Source organism: Stenotrophomonas rhizophila, from assembly GCF_003751305.1.
GTDB lineage: Bacteria > Pseudomonadota > Gammaproteobacteria > Xanthomonadales > Xanthomonadaceae > Stenotrophomonas > Stenotrophomonas rhizophila_B.
This window is the reverse complement of sequence record NZ_RJKV01000002.1, coordinates 25,916-46,980: the sequence shown is the minus strand read 5'-3', so window position 1 is coordinate 46,980 and position 21,065 is coordinate 25,916. Positions and strand designations below refer to the sequence as shown.

General features: G+C 67.0%; 21 protein-coding genes. 5 read left to right on the top strand and 16 right to left on the bottom strand.

Features of this window, described 5'->3' with window-relative positions; all coding sequences use genetic code 11:
* Nucleotides 1–33 precede the first annotated feature (33 nt).
* The 12 genes from EDF74_RS08815 to EDF74_RS08760 form a co-directional block, all read right to left on the bottom strand.
* Entirely contained in the window at nt 34–1,023 is a 990-nt protein-coding gene (locus tag EDF74_RS08815; RefSeq protein WP_123729802.1) for an efflux RND transporter periplasmic adaptor subunit, read from the bottom strand.
* On the bottom strand, nt 1,020–2,300 hold the full coding sequence (locus EDF74_RS08810) for a TolC family protein (RefSeq protein ID WP_123729801.1): 1,281 nt from the start codon (nt 2,298–2,300) through the stop codon (nt 1,020–1,022). Before EDF74_RS08810 ends, EDF74_RS08815 begins: the two co-directional genes overlap by 4 nt.
* Before the next feature lie 54 nt (nt 2,301–2,354).
* Complete coding sequence (locus EDF74_RS08805) at nt 2,355–2,735, bottom strand: DUF2946 family protein (RefSeq protein WP_123729800.1); 381 nt, start codon at nt 2,733–2,735, stop codon at nt 2,355–2,357.
* A 99-nt stretch (nt 2,736–2,834) separates the two neighbouring features.
* Nucleotides 2,835–4,622, bottom strand: a complete 1,788-nt coding sequence (locus tag EDF74_RS08800; protein ID WP_123729799.1) for a DUF885 domain-containing protein — start codon at nt 4,620–4,622, stop codon at nt 2,835–2,837.
* Between the two features lie 84 nt (nt 4,623–4,706).
* Complete coding sequence (locus EDF74_RS08795; protein ID WP_121040949.1) at nt 4,707–5,048, bottom strand: lipid-A-disaccharide synthase N-terminal domain-containing protein; 342 nt, start codon at nt 5,046–5,048, stop codon at nt 4,707–4,709.
* Entirely contained in the window at nt 5,048–5,770 is a 723-nt protein-coding gene (locus tag EDF74_RS08790; protein ID WP_123729798.1) for a glycosyltransferase family 2 protein, read from the bottom strand. The genes EDF74_RS08795 and EDF74_RS08790 overlap by 1 nt, the downstream gene beginning before the upstream one ends.
* Before the next feature lie 87 nt (nt 5,771–5,857).
* Nucleotides 5,858–6,823 (bottom strand): SDR family NAD(P)-dependent oxidoreductase, encoded by a 966-nt coding sequence (locus EDF74_RS08785; RefSeq protein WP_123729797.1) that lies wholly within the window; start codon nt 6,821–6,823, stop codon nt 5,858–5,860.
* Between the two features lie 84 nt (nt 6,824–6,907).
* The gene (locus EDF74_RS08780) at nt 6,908–7,216 is read right to left on the bottom strand and encodes a helix-hairpin-helix domain-containing protein (protein ID WP_019185615.1); all 309 of its coding nucleotides are present in this window, start codon (nt 7,214–7,216) and stop codon (nt 6,908–6,910) included.
* A gap of 35 nt (nt 7,217–7,251) precedes the next feature.
* Complete coding sequence (locus EDF74_RS08775) at nt 7,252–8,175, bottom strand: ParB/RepB/Spo0J family partition protein (protein ID WP_123729796.1); 924 nt, start codon at nt 8,173–8,175, stop codon at nt 7,252–7,254.
* Nucleotides 8,175–8,972, bottom strand: a complete 798-nt coding sequence (locus tag EDF74_RS08770; protein ID WP_019185613.1) for a ParA family protein — start codon at nt 8,970–8,972, stop codon at nt 8,175–8,177. The genes EDF74_RS08775 and EDF74_RS08770 overlap by 1 nt, the downstream gene beginning before the upstream one ends.
* Before the next feature lie 201 nt (nt 8,973–9,173).
* Nucleotides 9,174–9,812 carry a 16S rRNA (guanine(527)-N(7))-methyltransferase RsmG gene (gene rsmG / locus EDF74_RS08765; protein ID WP_123729795.1) on the bottom strand — a complete coding sequence of 213 codons (639 nt, stop codon included), beginning with the start codon at nt 9,810–9,812 and terminating at the stop codon, nt 9,174–9,176.
* Between the two features lie 50 nt (nt 9,813–9,862).
* Nucleotides 9,863–10,462, bottom strand: coding sequence for a 4'-phosphopantetheinyl transferase family protein (locus tag EDF74_RS08760; protein ID WP_123729794.1), 600 nt, complete (start codon nt 10,460–10,462; stop codon nt 9,863–9,865).
* A 90-nt stretch (nt 10,463–10,552) separates the two neighbouring features.
* Between EDF74_RS08760 and EDF74_RS08755 the strand changes: the two genes are divergently transcribed.
* Entirely contained in the window at nt 10,553–10,804 is a 252-nt protein-coding gene (locus EDF74_RS08755) for a GlsB/YeaQ/YmgE family stress response membrane protein (RefSeq protein WP_123729793.1), read from the top strand.
* Nucleotides 10,805–10,867: 63 nt separating this feature from the next.
* On the opposite strand, the gene xth is transcribed toward EDF74_RS08755, so the two are convergent.
* The gene (gene xth, locus EDF74_RS08750) at nt 10,868–11,635 is read right to left on the bottom strand and encodes an exodeoxyribonuclease III (protein WP_123729792.1); all 768 of its coding nucleotides are present in this window, start codon (nt 11,633–11,635) and stop codon (nt 10,868–10,870) included.
* A 213-nt stretch (nt 11,636–11,848) separates the two neighbouring features.
* Between xth and EDF74_RS08745 the strand changes: the two genes are divergently transcribed.
* Entirely contained in the window at nt 11,849–12,127 is a 279-nt protein-coding gene (locus tag EDF74_RS08745; protein ID WP_148045932.1) for a hypothetical protein, read from the top strand.
* 163 nt (nt 12,128–12,290) lie between these two features.
* Here the strand turns inward: EDF74_RS08745 and EDF74_RS08740 are convergent, their stop codons facing one another.
* From EDF74_RS08740 to EDF74_RS08730, 3 genes are all read right to left on the bottom strand, one after another.
* Nucleotides 12,291–13,706 carry a coniferyl aldehyde dehydrogenase gene (locus tag EDF74_RS08740; protein ID WP_123729790.1) on the bottom strand — a complete coding sequence of 472 codons (1,416 nt, stop codon included), beginning with the start codon at nt 13,704–13,706 and terminating at the stop codon, nt 12,291–12,293.
* A gap of 179 nt (nt 13,707–13,885) precedes the next feature.
* The gene (locus EDF74_RS08735; RefSeq protein ID WP_123729789.1) at nt 13,886–15,541 is read right to left on the bottom strand and encodes an MFS transporter; all 1,656 of its coding nucleotides are present in this window, start codon (nt 15,539–15,541) and stop codon (nt 13,886–13,888) included.
* A gap of 66 nt (nt 15,542–15,607) precedes the next feature.
* Nucleotides 15,608–17,035 carry a DcaP family trimeric outer membrane transporter gene (locus tag EDF74_RS08730; protein ID WP_123729788.1) on the bottom strand — a complete coding sequence of 476 codons (1,428 nt, stop codon included), beginning with the start codon at nt 17,033–17,035 and terminating at the stop codon, nt 15,608–15,610.
* A gap of 382 nt (nt 17,036–17,417) precedes the next feature.
* Between EDF74_RS08730 and acs the strand changes: the two genes are divergently transcribed.
* The 3 genes from acs to EDF74_RS08715 all read left to right on the top strand — a co-directional run bounded on the left by acs (nt 17,418) and on the right by EDF74_RS08715 (nt 21,052).
* Nucleotides 17,418–19,361, top strand: a complete 1,944-nt coding sequence (acs, locus tag EDF74_RS08725) for an acetate--CoA ligase (protein ID WP_123729787.1) — start codon at nt 17,418–17,420, stop codon at nt 19,359–19,361.
* A gap of 90 nt (nt 19,362–19,451) precedes the next feature.
* Nucleotides 19,452–20,117, top strand: coding sequence for a response regulator transcription factor (locus EDF74_RS08720; RefSeq protein ID WP_121040978.1), 666 nt, complete (start codon nt 19,452–19,454; stop codon nt 20,115–20,117).
* Nucleotides 20,118–20,473: 356 nt separating this feature from the next.
* Nucleotides 20,474–21,052: a manganese efflux pump MntP family protein gene (locus EDF74_RS08715; RefSeq protein ID WP_123729786.1), complete on the top strand. Its 579-nt coding sequence runs from the start codon at nt 20,474–20,476 to the stop codon at nt 21,050–21,052.
* The last annotated feature ends 13 nt before the right edge of the window (nt 21,053–21,065 follow it).

Sequence of the window (21,065 nt, the reverse complement as noted above, 5' to 3'; positions counted from 1 at the left end):
CGGCGCCCTCCGTCCGTGGGGCACGGCAGCACGTCAATGTTCATGCGATGCCCCTGCCTTGCCGATGTCGGCCTTGACCACGTAGCTCTGCTCGACCACCACCTCTTCGCCGAGGGTCAGGCCATCGAGCACTTCCACCTTGCCGGCATCGCGCGCACCCAGCGTGACCGCACGCGCGGTGTAGGTCTCGCCTTCGCGCACGAACACCACCTCCTTGCCGTCCATCGTCTGCAGCGCGCTCAGCGGCACCACCTGCGCCGCCGGCGTGGTCGCGACCACGATGCGGGCCTTGACCGCCGCACCGGGACGCCATTGGCCGTCATCGTTGCGCAGCGTGGCACGCGCGACCGTGCTCTGGCTGGCGGTGGCGGTACCGGGCAGCACGCGTTCGAGCGTGGTGGCCTGGCTGACCCCGTCGGTCATGCGCGAGACGGTGACCGGCACGCCGGCGGTGATGTGCTGGGTGTCGTTGCCGAAGATATGCAGGTCCACCCACAACGTGGACAGATCGCCGATCTCGAACAAGGGCGTGCCCTCGCCGGCCACCCCACCGACCTGCGCCTGGCGCGCGAGCACCACGCCACCGATCGGTGCGGTCACGGTGTAGGTGGTCAGGCTGAGGTTGCTCTCGATGCTGGCCAGCACCTGTCCCGCCCGCACGCGGTCGCCGACATTGGCGCGCAGCGAACGGATCGGACCGGGAAAGCGCGCCATCACCTGCGCGACGCGGCCATCGACCGGGGTCAGCAGGCCCTGCACGTCGTGCTCGTCGGCGATGGTGCCGGCCACCACCGGCGCCACGCGGATGCCGGCCTGTTCGGCCATGGCCGCGGCGATGGTGGTGCGTTCCGGTGCATCGTGATCGTCATGGTCATCGTCATGCCCGGCCTCTGCATGGTCGGCATCCGCCGCGGCCGCTTTGGCCGGCGCCGCAGCGGGGTCACGGCTGCCGCAGCCGGTGAGCGCCATCAGCGCGATCAACAGGCTGGCGGCCAGCATGGTACGGATCAGGGAAGCGGTCATCGGCGGTCCTCCGTGGACACGGTGTCGGTGGCGGCGACCAGGCTCTGGCCGGTCAGTCGCTGGAGTTCGATCAGGGCGGTCTGTGCGGCGATGGCCGCTTCAAGCTGGCGCTGGCGTGCTTCGATCCGCATCGCCTGCAGCTGGGCCCATTCCATGTAGCTGATCGCGCCGCCGCGCCAGGCCTTCTCGGCGGCATTCTCGGCGCGCTTGAGCTGCGGCAGTACGTCGCGCCCCATGCGGGTGACTTCCAGCCGCGCGGTCAGGTAGCGGCCATGCGCTTCGGCGAGCGTGGCGTACAGCTGCAGCGCGCGCGCATCGCGCTCCACGCTGTTGAGCGCCAGTTCGGCCTCGGCCGCGCGGATCTCCGGGTCGGCACGGCGCACACTGCCCAGCGGCAGGCTGAAACCGGCCACCAGGGAGGTATCGCGGGTGTCGCGGCTGTTGCGCACCCCCACCTGCCAGCTGACATCCGGCCGCGCCTGGGTGCGGGCCAGCTGCACCTGCGCTTCGCGGATGCGGCGCTCACCGGCCAGCACCGCCAGTTCCGGGGTGCGCTGCAGCTCGTCGGCGAGCACGGCGAAGTCCTGCAGCGCGGGCAGCTGCATCGGATCGCCGGTGACCACGTCGAAACCGGGCTCGCGCTGGCGCCACAACGCCGACAGCGCCGCACGCGCGGACTGATCCATCTGCAGGGCGCGATCGCGGTCCAGTTCGGCCTGGGCCAGCATCGCCTGCGCCGTCATCAGCACCGATTCCGGCGAGGCGCCGGCCTGCAGCCGCAGCCGCGCGGCGGCGACCGCGCGCCTGCGCTGCTCGATATCGGTCTCGGCGATGCGCAGCTGCTGGCGCGCGTCGGCCACCGCCAGGTAGCGGCGGGCCACCTCGGCCATCAGATCCAGCCGCGCGGTTTCGCGCTGCGGGGCCAGGCTGTCCAGGTTCGCTTGGGCCACGGCACGGCGGGCATCCAGCTTGCCGCCGCGTTCCAGCACGCCGGCCAGGGTGACGGTGACTTCGGCGGCATCGAAGCCACGGGCGTCCCCGCTGCCGAGTGCGTTCTCCAGCTCCACGCCCACGGTCAACGGGGGCGACAGGCCGGCCGCGTCACGGCGGGCTTCCCACACCGGACGCTGGGCCTGCGCCAGGCGCAGGTCGGGGTGGTACTGGGCGACGCGCGCGATGGCGTCGTCGAGGGTCAACGGTGCAGCAGGTGTCGTGCCCTGTGCGTACACGCACGGCACGAACGCAATGGCAGCCAAAGCTGCCAGACGCATCCACATGGGAGTCTCCAGAAAGCGATCAGATGGCAAACGGCGGCACGCGGCCGCAGGGCATCAGATCGCTATCGGAGGACGCAGCAGGTTCTCGGGCGGCTGCGTGCGCAGCTGCGCGATCAACCCGGCAGGCACGCCGTGGCTGGGGGCCGCCGGCAGGCTCCAGGCCATCGCGGCCATCGGCAGCACGCCACCGTGGCCATGACAGTGGCCGCAATGCACCAGGGCATGCAGCCAGTCTTCCTTGCCGTCGTCGTCGCCTGGTACATCGGCAGCGGCGTCATCCAGGCTGCCATGCACGTCGCTGCTGTCCGCGTGCACGGTCAGGTGGATGTCGGCCAGCGCCGAGGCCAGCGAACTGCCGAACACGCCCACACCGACCACCACCAGCATCAGCAGGCGGAGCAGCAGGGACGGACGCGGGCGGGCACGACGGAACATGGCCCGCAGAGTAGCCGGGCGTGAAGCCGTTACACAATCGCAGCCCGGCAGGTCGGTTCACGTTGGCAGGGGCCGGCGCGATGGCCGGCCCCGCGCACCTCAGCTGGCGGCGGCCTTGCGCTGGGCGATGAAGGCCTGGATCTGTTCCTCCAGCACCGGCAGCGGCACGGAGCCCTGGCTGAGCACGGCGTCGTGGAAGGCCTTGACGTCGAAACGGTCGCCCAGTTCCTGCTCGGCCTGCGCACGCAGGCGCACGATCGCGATCTCGCCGAGCTTGTAGCTCAGCGCCTGGCCCGGCCAGGAGATGTAGCGGTCCACTTCGGTGGTCACTTCATGCTCGCTGAGCGCGGTGTGGTCGCGCAGGTAGGACAGCGCCTGCTCGCGGGTCCAGCCCTTGTGGTGCACGCCGGTATCGATCACCAGGCGCGCGGCACGCCACATTTCGTAGGTCAGGCGGCCGAAATCCTCGTACGGGGTTTCGTAGATGCCCATCTCCACGCCGAGCTTCTCGCAGTACAGGCCCCACCCTTCGCCATAGGCGGAGATGTAGTTGTTGCGGCGGAACGCGGGCTGCTCGCCCTGCTCTGCCGCCAGCGCGCCCTGCAGGGCATGGCCGGGATCGGACTCGTGCAGGGTCAGCGCCGGCAGGTTGTACAGCGGCCGCGCCGGCAGGTTGTAGGTGTTGAGCCAGTAGGTGCCCATGCCACCGCGGCCGGCGGTCCAGAACGGGGCGATGTCCGGCGGCACCGGCACGATGGTGAAGCGCGCACGCGGCAGCGTCATGTACTTGCCGATCACGCCATCCACGCGCTTGGAGATCCACGCCGCGCGGTGCAGCAGCTCGTCCGGGGTCTTGGCGTAGAACTGCGGATCGGTCCGCAGGAAGGTCAGGAACTCGGCGAAGCTGCCCTTGAACTCGACCTGCTTGATGATGCCGTTCATCTCGGCCTGGATGCGCGCGACTTCCTTCAGGCCGATCTCGTGGATCTGCTGCGGGGTCAGGTCCAGCGTGGTGTATTCGTGGATCTGCTGCTTGTAGTACGCCTTGCCGCCCGGCATCGCCTCGGCGGCCAGGGTGGTGCGCGCCTGCGGGACGTACTCGCTGACGAAGAAGGTGCGCAGCTTGGCGAACGCCGGCACCACGCTGCCGCCGATGGCTTGGCGGGCCTGTTCCTGCAGCTGCGCCTGCTCGGCGGCGGGGATGCTGGCCGGCAGCTTCTTGAACGGCGCGTACAGCGGCGACTGGGTCGGGTCCTTCAGTTCGGACACGGTGGCAATCGAGACCTCGCGGCCATCAAGCACCGCACGCGGCACGCTGAAACCGCGCTTGAGGCCGGCGCGCATGTTCTCGGTCTGCTGGTCGAAGTAGCGCGGCACATCGTTCAGGCGCGCGATGTAGTTGCGGTAGTCCTGCGCGGTCTTCATCTCGCGCCGGGCCATGAAGGACAGGTTCGACCAGAACGAGGAGTCCGCGTTGAACGGCATTTCGTAGGCGCGCAGGCGTACCTCGGCGGCCAGGTTGAACACCTGGTCGCGGTAGATCGCGTAGTTGATGCGGTTCTCGGCCGAGAGTGCCTTGGTGTCGACCTTGTCCAGCTGGCCCAGGACGTCGTCCCAGACCTTCAGCCGGCCCTGCTGCGCGGCGGCACCGACGTCGGGCATGCGGGTCGCATTGGCCGGGCCGTCACCGTCTTCGCTGGCTTCACCACCACCGGCTTCGCGCCAGGCCCATTCTTTCTCGTAGATCGCGCGGAACTGCGCATCGGCAGGGCTTTCGGCGGCCAGGCTGGCCGGGGCGGCGGCCGGGGCAGCCGGGGGCGCAGCCAAGGCGGCGCCGGCGGGAAGAGCCAGGGCGAGCAGCAGCGCAGTAACGAGCGGTGATTTCACGATCAGGGATTCCCGAGAGACGGCAAACCCCGATCATGGCACCAAGCTGGCGGGCGGTGCATGGATCAAAAGTCCTGCGCGACCCTAGTGGGTGGCCTTGTCCCGCTTCCACCCACGGTGCGCGATATCCAGCTTCAGGCTGTACAGCGCGGTGAAGGCCGGGAACAGGTTCTGCAGCACGCCCACCGAGTCCTGTTTGGCCGAGAACAGGAAGTAGCTCAGCGTCATCAGGCTGCCGACCACGCTCATGTACCAGAACAGCCGCGGGATCACCGGCTTGCCGGCGCGGCGCGAAGCCACGAACTGGACCAGCCAGCGGCCGCCAAACATCAGCGCGCCGGTGTAACCGATCAGCTTCCACCCGGTGACGTGCAGGCCGGTCCAGTACAACCAGGTGAGCGGCTGGTCGAGCCAATGCAGTTCCATCAGCGTTCTTCCACGGCGGTGCGCTTGCTGCGCGTGATCAGCCAGGCCACCCCGCGCAGGTCGCGGATGCCGACCAGGGCGCGGCCGAGATTGTTGTACTTGGACACGCCGGCGGTGCGGTGCCGATGATTGACCGGCACGCTGATGGTCGTCCAGCCGGCCCGCTGCATCAGCGCCGGCAGGTAGCGGTGCATGTGGTCGAAGTACGGCAGATCCAGGAACGCGGCGCGCTCGAACAGCTTGATGCCGCAACCGGTATCGGGCGTGTCATCGCGCAGCATGCGGGCGCGGATCGCATTGGCCCACTTGCTGGCCCAGCGCTTGCTGCCCGAATCCTGGCGATTGACGCGCCACCCGGCGAACAGCTTGACCTCGGTGGCGGCTGCGGCCCGTGCAGCGAGCAGCTTGGGGATGTCGGCCGGATCGTTCTGGCCGTCACCGTCCAGGGTGGCGATCCACGGCGCACGCGCGTGCTTGACGCCGTTGCGCACCGCGGTGCTCTGCCCGCTCTGGGTCACGTGGTGCAGCACCCGCAGCTCGGGCGTGACGGCCTTCAGGGCCTGCAGCACCGCCAGGGTGTCGTCGCGCGAGTGGTCGTCGATGTAGACGATTTCGAAATCGATCTGCCCACGCAGTGCGGTGGTGATCTCGTTGATCAGGGGCGTGACGTTGTCGCGTTCATTGAAGACCGGGACGACGACCGACAACTGGGGTTGGCTCATGGTCGGGCTCTGCGAATGGCCAGGATCGAAAAAGAGCGCGCATTCTCCGCGCCCGAGGTTATCCGAAGATGAATCGGCGTGTGTGTGTCAGGCGTGAGCGCCGAAGTAATCGCGGCACCAGGCCACCACCGGCGGCAGACCGCGCTCGATCGGCATGGCCGGCTCATAGCCGAATGCGTCATGCGCGCGCGTGGTATCGGCCATGGTGCGGATCATGTCGCCGGGCTGCATCGGCTTGTAGACCTTCTGCGCCGGGCGTCCGGCCGCGGCCTCGATGACCCCGATGAAATGCTCCAGCTCGATCGGCGTGTGGTTGCCGAGGTTGAACACCCGGTGCGGGACCGTGTCGCTGGACGGATGCGCCAGCGCGCCGAGGATGCCATCCACGATGTCGGAGACATGTGTGAAGTCGCGCTGCATCTTGCCGTCGTTGAACACATCGATCGGGCGGCCGGCCAACACCGCGCGCGAGAACAGCAGCGGTGCCATGTCCGGGCGGCCCCACGGGCCATACACAGTGAAGAAGCGCAGACCGGTGGCATGCAGCCCGAACAGCTGTGCGTAGGTGTAGGCCATCAGCTCGTTGGCGGCCTTGGTCGCGGCGTACAGCGAGCGTGGCTTGTCGATACGCTGGTCTTCGGAGAACGGCGGGGTCGCCGAATCGCCGTACACCGAGCTGCTGGAGGCATACACAAGATGGGCCACGCCGCGATGGCGGCACAGCTCCAGCATGTTGACGAAGCCGGTCAGGTTGCTGTCGACGTAGGCATGCGGGTTTTCCAGCGAGTAGCGCACGCCGGCCTGTGCGGCCAGGTGGATGACCCGGGTCGGCTGGACCTCATCGAACAGCGCGGCCAGGCCCTCGCGGTCGGTCAGATCGAGCACGCGGATGTCGGCGTCCGGGCACAGCGCGGCCACGCGATCGCGTTTGATCTGCGGATCGTAGTAGTCGTTGTAGTTGTCCAGGCCGACGACGCGCTCACCGCGCTCAAGCAGGGCCTTGCAGGTGTTGGCGCCGATGAAACCGGCCGCTCCGGTCACGAGAATCGTCATGGGGTCTGTCCGTCATGCAGCCACGTATCAATACAGCGTGCCCGGGACGCACGCGTGGCGATCCGCGCGTCCCGGTGGCCCGCCTCACCAGAGGCTGAGCGGCGCTTCCTTGGCCAGGGTGGCCTTGCGTTCCTTGCTGAAATCCCACCACGGCCGCGGTGCTTCGCCCTGCATGAAACGCAGCACCGACAGAAATACATCGATCACGCAGGGGTCGTGCATCACCCCGGTGCGCAGACACAGCTGCGCGTACATGTCGTAGGCATCGCGACCGCGCAGATGCGCTGGCACACGGATGCCGATCAGACGGAGATCTTTCTCACAGGCCGGCCCGACATTCGGCAGGTCGGTCAGACGCAACAGATGGTTGCGGTCGACCTTGGTGGGGTTCATTGGTTGGGGAAGATCCTCTAACGCCTGCGGGGGACTCAGCCCTTCTGTGCGCGAAGTCGGTCGAGCACGCCATCCAGCGTGTCCAGGTCGGTGTAATGGATGATCAGCTTGCCCTTGCCGCCACGGCCGTGGGCGATCGCCACGCGGGCACCCAGCGACTCGGACAGTTCGGTTTCCAGCGAGGCGATATCCGCCTGCGGCGCGGCGGCGGCGGGCTTCTTGCGCAGCGCGCCGGGCACTTTGCCGGCCGCGAACTGCTGGGCGCGGTGTTCCACTTCGCGTACCGACCAGCCCTGGTCGGCCGCTTCCTGGGCCAGCTTGCTGGCCAGTTCCGGCGCCAGGGTGAGCAGCGCGCGGGCATGGCCCATTTCCAGCCGCCGGGTTTCCAGCAGCAGGCGGATGGCGATCGGAAGCTCGAGCAGACGCAGCAGGTTGGACACCGCCGCACGCGAGCGGCCGACGGCCTGTGCGGCCTCGGCGTGGGTCAGGGCGAATTCGCTGATCAGCCGCTGCAGCGCTTCGGCTTCTTCAAGCGGGTTGAGGTCTTCGCGCTGGATGTTCTCGATCAGCGCCATCGCGATGACGGTGCGGTCTTCCAGCTCACGCACCACCACCGGCACTTCATCCAGGCCGGCCAGCTGCGACGCGCGCCAGCGGCGTTCGCCGGCCACGATCTCAAAGCTGTCCGGGCCCAGCTGACGCACCAGGATGGGCTGGATCACGCCCTGCGACTTGATCGACTCGGCCAGCTCGGCGAGCTTGGTCTCGTCCATGTCGCGGCGCGGCTGGTACTTGCCCGGCTGCAGGTGACCGACCGGCAGCTTGCGCAGGCGTTCACCCGGCTGCGGTTCGACCACGGCGGCTGCCTGCACCTGTGTCACTGCCCCCTTGGGCCCCAACAGCGCGTCGAGGCCACGGCCGAGGCCGCGTTTCTTGCCGAGGGCAGGCTTGGTGCTCATCAGGCGGTCTCCATGGCCTTGTCGGCCTTCTTGCGTTGGTTGTTGCGACGGATGATCTCGCCGGCCAGGCCGAGATAGGCAACGCCACCGCGCGAGGCACGGTCGTACCCCACGATGCTCTGGCCATGGCTGGGCGCCTCGGCCAGGCGCACATTACGCGGCACGATGGTGCGGAACACCTGCTCGCCGAAGTGCTCGGTCAGCTCGGCCGACACGGCATTGGCCAGGTTGTTGCGCACATCGAACATGGTCCGCAGCACGCCCTCGATCTCCAGCGCGGGATTGAGGTTGGCACGCAGCGCTTCGATGGTTTCCACCAGCGCGCTCAGGCCTTCCAGCGCGTAGTACTCGCACTGCATCGGCACGATCACCGAATCGGCGGCGGCCAGGGCGTTGAGCGTCAGCAGCGACAGCGCCGGCGGACAGTCGATCAGGATGTAGTCGTATTCGTCGCGGATCGGGGCCAGCGCGCGCTTGAGGCGCTGCTCGCGCTCGCTCTGGTCCATCAGCTGGATCTCGGCGGCGGTCAGGTCGATGTTGCCCGGGAGCAGGTCGAAGCCTTCCGGGGTCTTCACCCGGACCTCGGCCGCGGTGCTTTCGCCCAGCAGCAGATCACAGGTGGAGGCGGCGACTTCGCGCTTGTCCACGCCGCTGCCCATGGTCGCATTGCCTTGGGAATCGAGGTCGACGAGAAGCACGCGCTTGGGTGCAGCAGCCAGGGAGGCGGCCAGATTGACAGCGGTCGTGGTCTTGCCGACGCCACCTTTCTGGTTGGCGATGGCGATGATGCGGGCCATGCGGGTGAGCCTCATCGGCAGGGAGTGGGACTGGTCATTATGCGTATATGGGGCGTGTCATGCACTGTGAGATGCGCGGAAGGCACGCGCCGCAATACCGCAGCGACGCCCACGGGCACGCCGATGGCGCCGCGTGGGGCCACCGCGGGAGGGGGGCGGGACGACCGTAGGGCGGGCGATGCAGGCGGTGAGGTCACCGGCTTACGGGCCGGTGACCACCACCAGATGGCGCTCGCCGGTCAACCCGGGAACGCTCAGCGGCACCACCTTCTCCACCGACCAGCCGGCGGGCAGCTGCGCGATCTCGTCGTGCGGGTACACGCCTTTCATCGCCAGCAGGCGGCCGCCCGGGCGCAGCAGATGCCCACCAACCCGGATGATCCCGGCCAGGGTATCCATCGCGCGGGCGGTCAAATGGTCATAGGCGGCCGGTTCGGCCAGCGCCTCGGCACGCGACTCGGCTACGCGGGCGTTGCCCAGGCCCAGCTGGCGCACGGCCTCGCGCATGAAGCGGGCTTTCTTGCCGTTGCTCTCGACCAGGGTCACCTGCAGCTGCGGGCGCGCGATCGCCAGCGGAATGCCCGGCAGCCCGGGGCCGGTGCCCAGATCGGCCAGGGTGCCGGTCTCCAGGAACGGCTGCATCGCCAGCGAATCGAGCAGGTGGCGGGTCACCATCTCCAGCGGATCGCGGATGGCCGTCAGGTTGTACGTCCGGTTCCAGCGGTCGAGCAGGGTCAGGTAGGTCAGCAGCGGCGGTGCCAGCGCTGCATCCAGCTGCATGGCGGCCAGGCCGCGCTCAAGCGCATCGGCGACGCCAGCGGGGAGGGTGTGTTCTGTCATGGGACCATTATCGCAGGTCGGTAGAGCCGACCGCGGGTCGGCGCCCCATCTCACATGGCATGCCAGGCCAGCGCGGCCCGGAAATCATCGGCTGCCTGCCACTCATGCAGGTGCCAGCGCTCGGCCGGTCCCAGCTCCGGGTCGCACCAGGCCAGGTGCAGGCCACCGTCGATGCCGGGCGCGAGCTGCAGCCGGTGCAGACCGAAGGAGATGCCCTGCCCCTGCGCCTTCAACAGCGCTTCCTTGGCACACCACACGCGGAAGAACCAATGGTTGCGGGCGTTCTCGTCCAGCGATTCCAGCCAGGCGATCTCGGCCGGGTGGAAGAAGCGCTGCACGATTTCCAGCATTCGTGGGCGCGGGCGCAGCGGCTCCAGGTCCACGCCGAGGCGGACGCCTTCACCGAGGGCGACCAGCAGCTGCCCGTGGCTGTGGCTCCAGCCGGTGCCGATATGCGCCAACGGGCCATGCAGCGCTGGCCGGCCGCGCGGGTCGCGCTGCAGCGGCAGGTCATCCGGCGCCCCGCCCAGCTGCTCGGCCAGCAGCACCCGGGCCTGGGGCTCGCCACGGGTGCCCGGCACATGCGACAGGCGCCAGACCGTGACCGGGCCGAAGCGCCACGGGCCGTCCAGCGTCGCCGGCAGGGTCATGCCACGGCTCCGCCATCGCGGCTGCACGACGATTTCACAGCGTGTGCCGTCCACTGCAGGGGTTGCAACCGCACAGAGGGAGTCAACGTTATGGGCATCATCATCTGGTTGATCGTCGGCGGCATCGTGGGCTGGCTTGCCAGCATCATCATGAAGCGGGACGCGCAGCAAGGCATCATCCTCAACATCGTGGTCGGCATCGTCGGCGCATTGCTGGCCGGTTGGCTGTTCGGCGGTGGCATCAATGAAGCGATCACCATCCGCACGTTCCTGTTCTCGTTGATCGGCGCAGTGATCCTGCTCGCGATCGTGAATCTGTTTACGCGCAGAAACGTGCGGTAACGACCGCACGTATCCCGTTTGATCAACAAGGCCCGGCACTGCCGGGCCTTGTTGTTTCCGCGATCAGCCCAGCTGCACCCAGGCCGGGGCATGGTCGCTGGGGCGTTCCCAGGTACGCGGCTCACGGTCGATGCCCGAGGCCAGCGCGCGCGCCTTGAGCGCGTCGGAGACCAGGGTCAGGTCGATGCGCAGGCCCAGGTTGCGACGGAAGCCGGCCGCCCGGTAGTCCCACCAGCTGAACACGCCCTCTTCCTCGCTGTGCAGGCGGAAGGCATCGTGCAGGCCCAGCTGGAGCAGCTTGTCCAGGGCGCCGCGCTCGGCAGTGGAGGTCAGGATGTGGTTCTCGTTCCAGACCAGCGGGTCGTGCACGTCGCGGGCATCCGGCGCGATGTTGAAGTCACCCATCACCACCAGCTCCGGGTACCTGGCCAGCTCGGCCTCGACCCAGGCATGCACGGCCTCCAGCCAGCGCAGCTTGTAGGCGTACTTGTCGGTGCCCACGTCCTGGCCGTTGACCACGTACAGGTTGATGATGCGCACGCCGTTGACGGTACCGGCGATGACACGCTTCTGCTCATCCTCGAAGCCGGGGATGCCGATCTGCACGTCCTGCGCCGGCTCGCGCGAGAGCAGCGCGACGCCGTTGTAGGTCTTCTGCCCGGCAAACACGCTGCGGTAGCCCAGCCCGGCCAGCACCGCGTCAGGGAACTTGTGGTCCTCCATCTTGGTTTCCTGGATGCCGACCACGTCCGGCGCGAACGCCGTGAGCCATTGTTCCAGGTGCGGCAGGCGCACGTTGAGCGAGTTGACGTTCCACGAGGCGATTTTCATGTGCGCCATTCTACCGGTAGCCACCGGCCGTTGGTCGGTGGCGCAGGTAGTGCCGGCCGCTGGCCGGCAGCCTTTCGCGTCCGGGCACGCAGATTTTTTGCCACATGCCCGCGTCCCCCCGCTAGGCTGTGGCCCCCCTGGTAGCGCAGATATTCAATGAACGCAGATGCCTTCGTAGCAAGGTGGTACGCGGAGAAAGCGAACCTGCTCGCCATGGCATGGACCCCAGGCACGGCGTGCGCAGCAAGAATCGCCGCGCTGGACCTGTCGCCCGGGCAGACCCAGCAGTTGCGCGAGATGCTCGATGTCTTCACCACCGACGCCCTGTACACCCTGCTGCTCGGGCTGGATGGCAGCGCCGCGCTGGGCGGTGACCAGCGCCACTACACCGTGCTGGACGAGGACGGTTCGGTGATCGCCGAGGAAGGCGATCTTGAAGCTGCGGCCTATGCGTGGTTCCACGAAGGCCGATCGTCGCAACCAAGGCGTTGATCGTTATTTTCTCAACGCCAAGCTCGATCAGGCCCGATGCTTAGGCACGTCCGCGTGAGCCGAATAGCCGTGGTAATCGGCTCACCAGCGCATCGGTTCGATTTTTTGCGCGGGACCCGGGCAGCCGAGCAAGTCTCGACGTTACCGTGCAACACAGCAAGGTTCACCGAACCATCGCCTTCAACATCCCGGCGATTTTCGAATATGGCGGCTTGAGCAGATCGCTGGCCGCCCAGCGCGACTGCCACAGAATCGGCAGCTGCTTGCTCATCGCATCGAAACCGGCGCGCGCGTGATAGGCGCCCATGCCACTCGGGCCGACGCCGCCGAACGGCAGCCCATTGACCGCGAAATGCAGCAGCGTGTCGTTGACGGTGACGCCGCCGGCCACGACCTGCGCCAGCACCCGTTCCACCTGCGCGCGTTCGTGACTGAAGACGTACAGCGCCAACGGGCGGTCACGGGACTGCACCGCCGCGATGGCGGCGTCCAGATCCGGATACGCGCAGACCGGCAAGATCGGGCCGAAAATCTCCTCGCGCATCAGCGCCAGATCGGCCGGCGGATCGAGCACGATGGTCGGCACGATCAGCCGCTCGCGGCGCGCACGCTCGGGATCGACCGTGGCCAGTTCGATCACCGGCACGCCCCGCGCGCGGGCTTCATCGAGATAGCCGCGCAGGCGCTGGTACTGGCCGTCGTGGATGATCCGGGTGTAATCGGCGGCGTCGCTGAAATCGCCATAGCGCGCCTGCACCTGGGTCTGCAGCTGCTGCACCAGCTCGCGCTGGCGATGGCCGTCGATCAGCACGTAGTCCGGCGCGATGCAGGTCTGGCCGGCATTGAAGAACTTGCCGGTGGCCAGGCGCGCGGCGGCCTTCTCCAACGGGTAGTCGCTGCAGACAATGGCCGGGGATTTGCCGCCCAGCTCCAGCGTGAGCGGGGTCAGGTGCTCGGCGGCGGCCGCCATGACCTTGCGGCCGATGGTGGTGGAGCCAGTGAACACCAGGTGGTCCAGCGGCGAGCCGGCCAGGGCGCTGGCGAGGTTTCCATCGCCCTGCACGACCGCCACGCGATCGGAAGGGAACACGTCAGCCAACAGTGACTGCAGGAAGGCGCTGGTGCGGGGGGTATGCTCGGACGGCTTGAGGATCACGTGGTTGCCGGCGGCGATCGCGGTGGCCAGCGGAATCAGCGCCAGATTGACCGGGTAGTTCCAGGGGGAGATCACCCCGACCACGCCCAGCGGCACCGGGCGGGTCTGTGCGCGCGCCGGCCAGAACCGCCAGCCGACACCGACCCGGCGCGGCCGCATCCAGCCGCGCAGATGGCCGCACAGATGATCGATGTCGCCGAGCACGGTCATGCCATCGGCGATCAGTGATTCGTGGGTGGAGCGGTGGCCGAAATCGGCCGAGATCGCCGCGGCCATGTCCGGCAGGCGCGCCCTGAGGGCAGCGCGCAGGCGCTGCAGGTCATCGCGGCGCTGGTCAAGCGTCGGGCGGTTGGCCTGCCAGGCGGTGCGCAGGGTCTGCAGGATCGCGGGCAGTGCAGCGGGATCGGTGTGGGCATCGCTCATGGGCCGACTATAGCGGCAGGCTGCGTGATGGCGGGATCGGTAGTGCCGGCCGCTGGCCGGCAGCCTCACACGCTTCTCCGTAGGTTCTTCGGGAGCCGGCCAGCGGCCGGCACTACCCCGGAAAGAGAAAGGGCCGCGATCTGCATCGCGGCCCCTTCGTCCTGCCGTGTGGATCACCGTTACTTGGTGATGTCCACATCCTTGGTTTCATGCAGGAACAGGCCACCGACCACGACCGTCATCAACGCGATGATGATCGGGTACCACAGGCCGTAGTAGAGGTTGCCGGTACCGGCCACCAGCGCGAAGGAAATCGCTGGCAGGAAGCCACCGAACCAGCCGTTGCCGATGTGGTACGGCAGCGACATCGAGGTGTAGCGGATACGCGTCGGGAACAGCTCGACCAGGTAGGCGGCGATCGGGCCGTAGACCATGGTCACGTACAGCACCAGCAGCCACAGCATGAAGATCGTGCCGGGGATGTTGATGCGCGCGTTGTCCGCCTTGGCCGGGTAGCCGGCGGTGCTGAGTGCGCCCTTCAGCTCGCCACCGAAGGCATCGCCCTTGGCTTTGAGCTCTTCCTTGGTCAGGCCGGCAGCCTCGTACGAGGTCACCTCGGCGCTGCCCACCGACACCGTCGCCAGCGTACCGGCCGGTGCCGGCTTCACTTCATAGGGCACACCAGCCTTGGTCAGGGCCGCGGTGGCCACGTCGCAGGAGCTGGTGAACTTGCGCAGGCCGACCGGATCGAACTGGAACGAGCAGGTGTTCGGATCGGCATTGACCAGCGCCGGCGAGTTGGTGCGGGCTTCTTCGATGGCCGGGTTGGCGAAGTGGGTCAGGCCCTTGAAGATCGGGATGTAGGTGATGGCAGCCAGCAGACAGCCGGCCAGGATGATCTTCTTGCGGCCGATACGGTCCGACAGCCAGCCGAAGAAGATGAAGAACGGCACGCCCAGCGCGAGCGCGGCGGCGATCAGCAGGTAGGAGGTGGTGGCGTCGACCTTGAGCATGCTGCTCAGGAAGAACAGCGCGTAGAACTGGCCGCCGTACCACACCACGGCCTGACCGGCTGCGGCACCGAGCAGGACCAGCAGCATCAGCTTGAGGTTGCCGTCCTTGAGGCTGTCACGGAACGGGGTCTTGGAGCCCTTGCCTTCGGCCTTCATCTGCTGGAACAGCGGGGATTCGCTCAGCTGCAGGCGGATCCACACCGAGATGCCCAGCAGTACGATCGAGACCAGGAACGGAATACGCCAGCCCCAGGCTTCGAACGCTTCATTGCCCAGGAAGTAGCGGCAGGCCAGGATGATCAGCAGCGACATGAACAGGCCGAGCGTCGCGGTGCACTGGATGAAGCTGGTGTACAGGCCACGCTTGTCGGCCGGTGCATGCTCGGCGACATAGGTCGCGGCACCACCGTATTCGCCACCCATCGCCAGGCCCTGGGCCAGACGCAGGATGATCAGGATCACCGGGGCGGCGAAGCCGATCGAGGCGTAGTTGGGCAGCACGCCGACCAGGAAGGTCGAGATGCCCATGATCAGGATCGTGACCAGGAAGGTGTACTTGCGGCCGATGCGGTCGCCGAGGCTGCCGAAGAAGGCCGCACCGAACGGGCGCACGAAGAAGCCGGCCGCGAACGCCAGCAGGGCGAAGATCATGCCCGTGGTTTCATTGACGCCGCTGAAGAACTGCTTGGCGATGATCGCGGCGAGCGAGCCGTACAGGAAGAAGTCGTACCACTCGAAGACAGTACCCAGGCTTGACGCGAAGATGACCTTCTTGTGTCCCTGGGTAAGTTGGGCTTTTGTTGGTGCGGGTGTGGTGGACATAGGACGCTTCCCCTCCGAAGCAATCGTTGTGTTGTGCCGGCTGTACACCGGCAATCGTTTTTTCTTTTAGAAGCTGTATTTCGTCGTGAACTGCAGACGGCTGATATCGCCCTTGCGGCCATCCTCGATCTCGCGCACGCCGTACATCAGCTCGGCGCCGACATCGACCTTGGGCATTGGTGTGTAGAACACATTGCCGCGGATGCTCTGCACGCTCTTGGTGACCAGCGGGCCGAGACTGCCGTCGTTGTCGTAATCGCTGCGCGCGTAGATCAGGTTGGTACGGAGCTTCGGGGTGAAGGCATGGCGCCAGCCCACGTAACCGGCGAGGACGCCGGTCGGGTTGAGTTCGTCGCGGGCGATGTCATACGCGGTATCGGCGGTGACCCCCAGGCCGATGTAACGTGCGATGCCTTCGCCACCGGTGACCTGGTAATGCAGCGTATCGGTCGGGCCCATCACCCACTTGCCGCCCAGGGTGAGGCCGCCGCCGATCTTGTCCGCATCGGCACCGGTGGTCTGGTTGTCGACCTTGAGCTGACGGACCACGCCGCCGACACCGAAGGTGCCCCAATCGCCCTTCCAGCCATAACGCAGGGTCAGATCCGGCAGCGCGCCGCGATCGGAGTTGCTGGCCACGTTGGTCCACGCGCCGGTGACCGGGTTGCGGGTGCCGGTGAGCAGCGTGGTTTCCGGGTTTTCCAGCGCGACGCTGAAGCCGCCCTGGGTGTAGCGGATCTGTGCCTGGCGCACGAAGATCACACCATCGGTCGGGCCGACGAAGTCGGCGGCTTCCGGCAGCGAGGCCGCGTCCATGAAGTTCGACCAGGTCTGGCCGGCCATCCAGTTGTTCCAGTACATGTAGGCGTGACGCAGGGTCGCACCGTAGGTATTGGTCGCGGTCTGGTTGCCCAGCGAGTTGCCGAAGAAGTCCATCTCGAAGAACGCACCGGACTTGTTGCCGGCCTCGCTGACATTGTCGATGCCAAGATTGAAGCGCGAGAACTTGGCGTGGGCGTTGTAATCCACGTCCGAACGCTTGCCGCTGCCGCCGGCGCCGGCCACCGGGGTCTGGCCCGGCAGATACAGCGCGCGGCCGGTGGCATCGTCGGCCAGCTGACCGTCGCCGGTCTGGGTGGCGAGGAAATCGGCCTTGATGAAGCCGCCGATCTTGACCGTGGTCCCCGGCGCGGCGCCCGGGGTGATGGTGGTGACCTGGATCGGCTGCTTGCCGGCCGGCACCGTGGCCGCCACCGGTTGCTGTGCCTGGACCGTGCGCACGGCGGTGACATCGGTCTGGGCCTGGCTGATCTGGACCTGCTGTTGCTGCTGGTTGTTCAGCAGCAGCTGGACCTGGCGCTCCAGCTCGACGACGCGGGCTTCCAGGGCTTTCTCTTTTGCGGTTTCGGCGAACGCCATGCCTGGCGCGATCAGTGCGACGAACATGGCAGCGGCCAACGGCCGGCGTGTCGTCCTCAGCAAACGGTGGCTCATGTTGCCCTCTCTCCCGGGTGGCAAGGTGATGCCGCGCATGGGGCACGGTCGACCCGAGGGTGCGGCGCGTTGACGCACCGAAGCTATTGGCCATTAGTCGTACTCGCCCCAACGGGCGAGTACGACCTGGGCGCCGGCAGGCGACCGGCAGGTGCCGCGGGTACCGCGCAGGTACCGACCATTGGTCGGTACGCCTTGCCTCACGGCCAACGGTCGTGAGCTACCGGGGTTGGCTGCCATGTCATATAGGGATGGTCGGCGTTCGACCATGGTCTAACCACCTCGACACCGCGCAGGCGGGTGGATGCGGCAAACTGAGGGGGAGAGGTCGCCGCTTATGCTGCGACCGCACAACCCAAGTCAACGTGCAAGTGAGGGTGCCATGGCTGATCTTTACCCCGTCGACGCCGCGTTCGCCGCGGCATCGCGGATCGACAAGAACACGTACCAGCAGCTCTACCGTGAATCGGTGGAGCATCCGGATGCCTTCTGGGGCAAGGCCGCCGAGCGCCTGGACTGGTTCAGGAAACCGACCCGTATCAAGAACGTCAGCTACCAGCTCGACGATTTCCGCATCAAGTGGTTCGAAGATGGCGAGCTCAACGCCAGCGTCAACTGCCTGGATCGCCAGCTCGACAAACGCGGCGACAAGATCGCCCTGCTGTTTGAACCGGACAGCCCCGATGCCCCGGCGCAGGGCGTCACCTATCGCGAGCTGTATGAGCGCACCTGCCGCCTCGGCAACGCGCTGCGCAACCTCGGCGTCAAGAAGGGCGACCGGGTCACCATCTACCTGCCGATGATCGTCGACGCTGCCGTGGCCATGCTGGCCTGCGCGCGTATCGGTGCGATCCACTCGGTGGTGTTCGGCGGCTTCGCCCCGAACTCGATCGCCGACCGCGTCATCGACTGCGGCAGCAAGCTGATCATCACCGCCGACGAAGGTCTTCGCGGTGGCAAGAAGATTCCGCTCAAAGCCAATGTCGATGCGGCGTTGAAGCTGCCCGGCACCACCACCGTGGAAACGGTGCTGGTGGTCCGCCACACCGGCGGCGCGGTGGACATGCAGGCCCCGCGCGACCGCTGGTTCCACGATGTGGTGGACCCGCAGCCGGCGCAATGCGAGCCCGAGCGCATGAATGCCGAGGATCCGTTGTTCATCCTCTACACCTCCGGCTCCACCGGCAAGCCCAAGGGCGTGCTGCACACCACCGGCGGTTACCTGCTGTACGCGGCCTACACCCATGAAGCCGTGTTCGACCTGCGCGAAGACGACATCTACTGGTGCACCGCCGATGTCGGCTGGGTCACCGGCCACAGCTACATCGTGTACGGCCCGCTGGCCAACGGCGCCACCTCGGTGATGTTCGAAGGCGTGCCGAACTTCCCGAACACCTCGCGGTTCTGGGACGTGATCGACAAGCACCAGGTCACCATCTTCTATACCGCCCCCACCGCGATCCGCGCGTTGATGCGCGAAGGCGATGCACCGGTCAAGCGCACCTCGCGCAGTTCGCTGCGCCTGCTCGGCAGCGTCGGCGAGCCGATCAATCCGGAAGCGTGGCGCTGGTACTACGAGGTGGTCGGCGACAGCCGCTGCCCGATCGTGGATACCTGGTGGCAGACCGAAACCGGCGGCATCCTGATCTCGCCGCTGGCCGGCGCGGTCGATCTCAAGCCGGGCTCGGCGACCCTGCCCTTCTTCGGCGTGCAGCCGGCGCTGGTCAATGCCGATGGCGAGATCCAGGAGGGGGCCACCGAAGGCAACCTGATCATCCGCGATTCGTGGCCGGGCCAGATGCGCACCGTCTACGGCGACCATCAGCGCTTCATCGACACCTACTTCCGCACCTACCCGGGCAGCTACTTCACCGGCGACGGCTGCCGTCGTGACGAAGATGGCTACTACTGGATCACCGGCCGCGTTGACGATGTGATCAACGTCTCCGGGCACCGCATCGGCACTGCCGAGGTGGAGAGTGCGCTGGTCTCGCACCCCAAGGTGGCCGAAGCGGCCGTGGTCGGCTTCCCGCACGACATCAAGGGCCAGGGCATCTATGCCTACGTGACCCTGATCGCCGACGAGACGCCGAGCGATGAACTGCACAAGGAGCTCGTGGCCTGGGTGCGCAAGGAGATCGGTCCGATCGCCGCGCCCGACCATCTGCAGTGGGCGCCGGGCCTGCCCAAGACGCGCTCGGGCAAGATCATGCGCCGCATCCTGCGCAAGATCGCCGAGAACGCACCGGATCAGCTCGGCGACACTTCGACCCTGGCCGATCCGTCGGTCGTGGCCTCGCTGGTGGAAGAGCGGAAAGTGAAGTGAAGTAACCCTTCGCCCCCTGACTCAGGGGGCTGTCATCTCGATAGACTTTTTCGTTGCGTCGCTGCACGCCTCCGCAACATGGCCCCCACCATGACGACCCTCCTGATTGCCGATGACCACCCGCTGTTCCGCGAAGCCCTTCGCGGGGCCGTGCAACGCGTCATCCCCGGCGTGCAGCTGTACGAAGCGGACAGCGTGGAAGCGCTGTACCAGCTGGCCGACCAGCACACCGACGCCGACCTGGTCCTGATGGACCTCAACATGCCCGGCGCGCAGGGCTTCAACGCGCTCGTGCATATGCGTGCCCTGCACCCGCAGCTGCCGGTGGTGGTGGTGTCGGCACGTGAGGAACCGACGGTGATGCGACGCGCGCTCGACCACGGCGCCTTTGGTTTCATCCCCAAATCCGCCGATTCGGACACCATCGGTCATGCACTGGGCACCATTCTCGATGGCGAGACCTGGGCCCCACCGGAAGCGCACAACGTGCCCCAGACCGGGCGCGAGGAACGCGAGATCGGCCAGCGCCTGCGCGAGCTGACGCCGCAGCAGTTCCGGGTGCTGCAGATGCTCGGTGCCGGCCGCCTCAACAAGCAGATCGCCTACGACCTCAACGTCTCCGAAGCGACGATCAAAGCCCACGTCACCGCGATCCTGCGCAAGCTGGGCGTCACCAACCGCACCCAGGCGGTGCTGATGGCCGGCAAGCTGGCCATCGACGACGAACAGATCGTGTTGCCGCCGGAAGAGGAGTAGATCCACGCCATGCGTGGATGACGCGGTGCCGGAAAGAACAGCATCCACGCATGGCGTGGATCTACCCGCTTCGGCTATAACGCCTTCGGCGTTATAGCCGAAGCTATGAATTCCAGCGTTACCTGCGCAATTCGTCGCAAACGCTCCACGCCGCAGGCCCGGTGCTAAGCTTCGCGTCCCCTTGGGGAGTAGCCGGATTCCTGTTGAAGGAATCGCCCGTATCAACATACTCGGCCAGTGCGCCGTGGTGCGGGCAACCATCTTGGTTGGCGAGACCAGCGGTCCGCGTGCGCAACGACAGGTTGGGCGCGTTCGCGGTCCGTTGCTCGATATCGCCCGACCTGCCGCGTACCCCAATGTCCCCTGTTTCGATCCTGCTGATCGGCTTTGCCATGTCCACCGATGCCTTCGCTGCGGCGATCGGCAAAGGCGCGGCCATGCGCAAGCCACGTTTCTCCGATGCCTTGCGCGCCGGCCTGATTTTCGGTGTCATCGAAGGCATCACCCCGGTGATCGGCTGGCTGCTCGGTCGCGCTGCGCTGGAGTACGTGGAGGCCTTCGATCACTGGATCGCGTTCGGCCTGCTCGGTGCGCTGGGCGTGCACATGATCATCAACGGCCTGCGCCCCGATGAGGGTGCGGAGGAAGACGACACCAGCAAACACCACGGCTTCTGGCGCCTGGCGATGACCGGTTTCGCGACCAGCATCGATGCGATGGCGGTCGGTATCGGCCTGGCCTTCCTCGACGTACATATCGGCGTCATGGCGCTGGTCATCGGCCTGTGCACGCTGACCATGGTGACCTGCGGGATCATGCTCGGCCGCGTGCTGGGCGGCATGGTCGGCAAGCGCGCCGAGATCATCGGCGGCGTGATCCTGATCATCATCGGCTCCACCATCCTGTACGAACACCTCAGCGGTGCGGTGGCCTGATCGGGCACTGCGA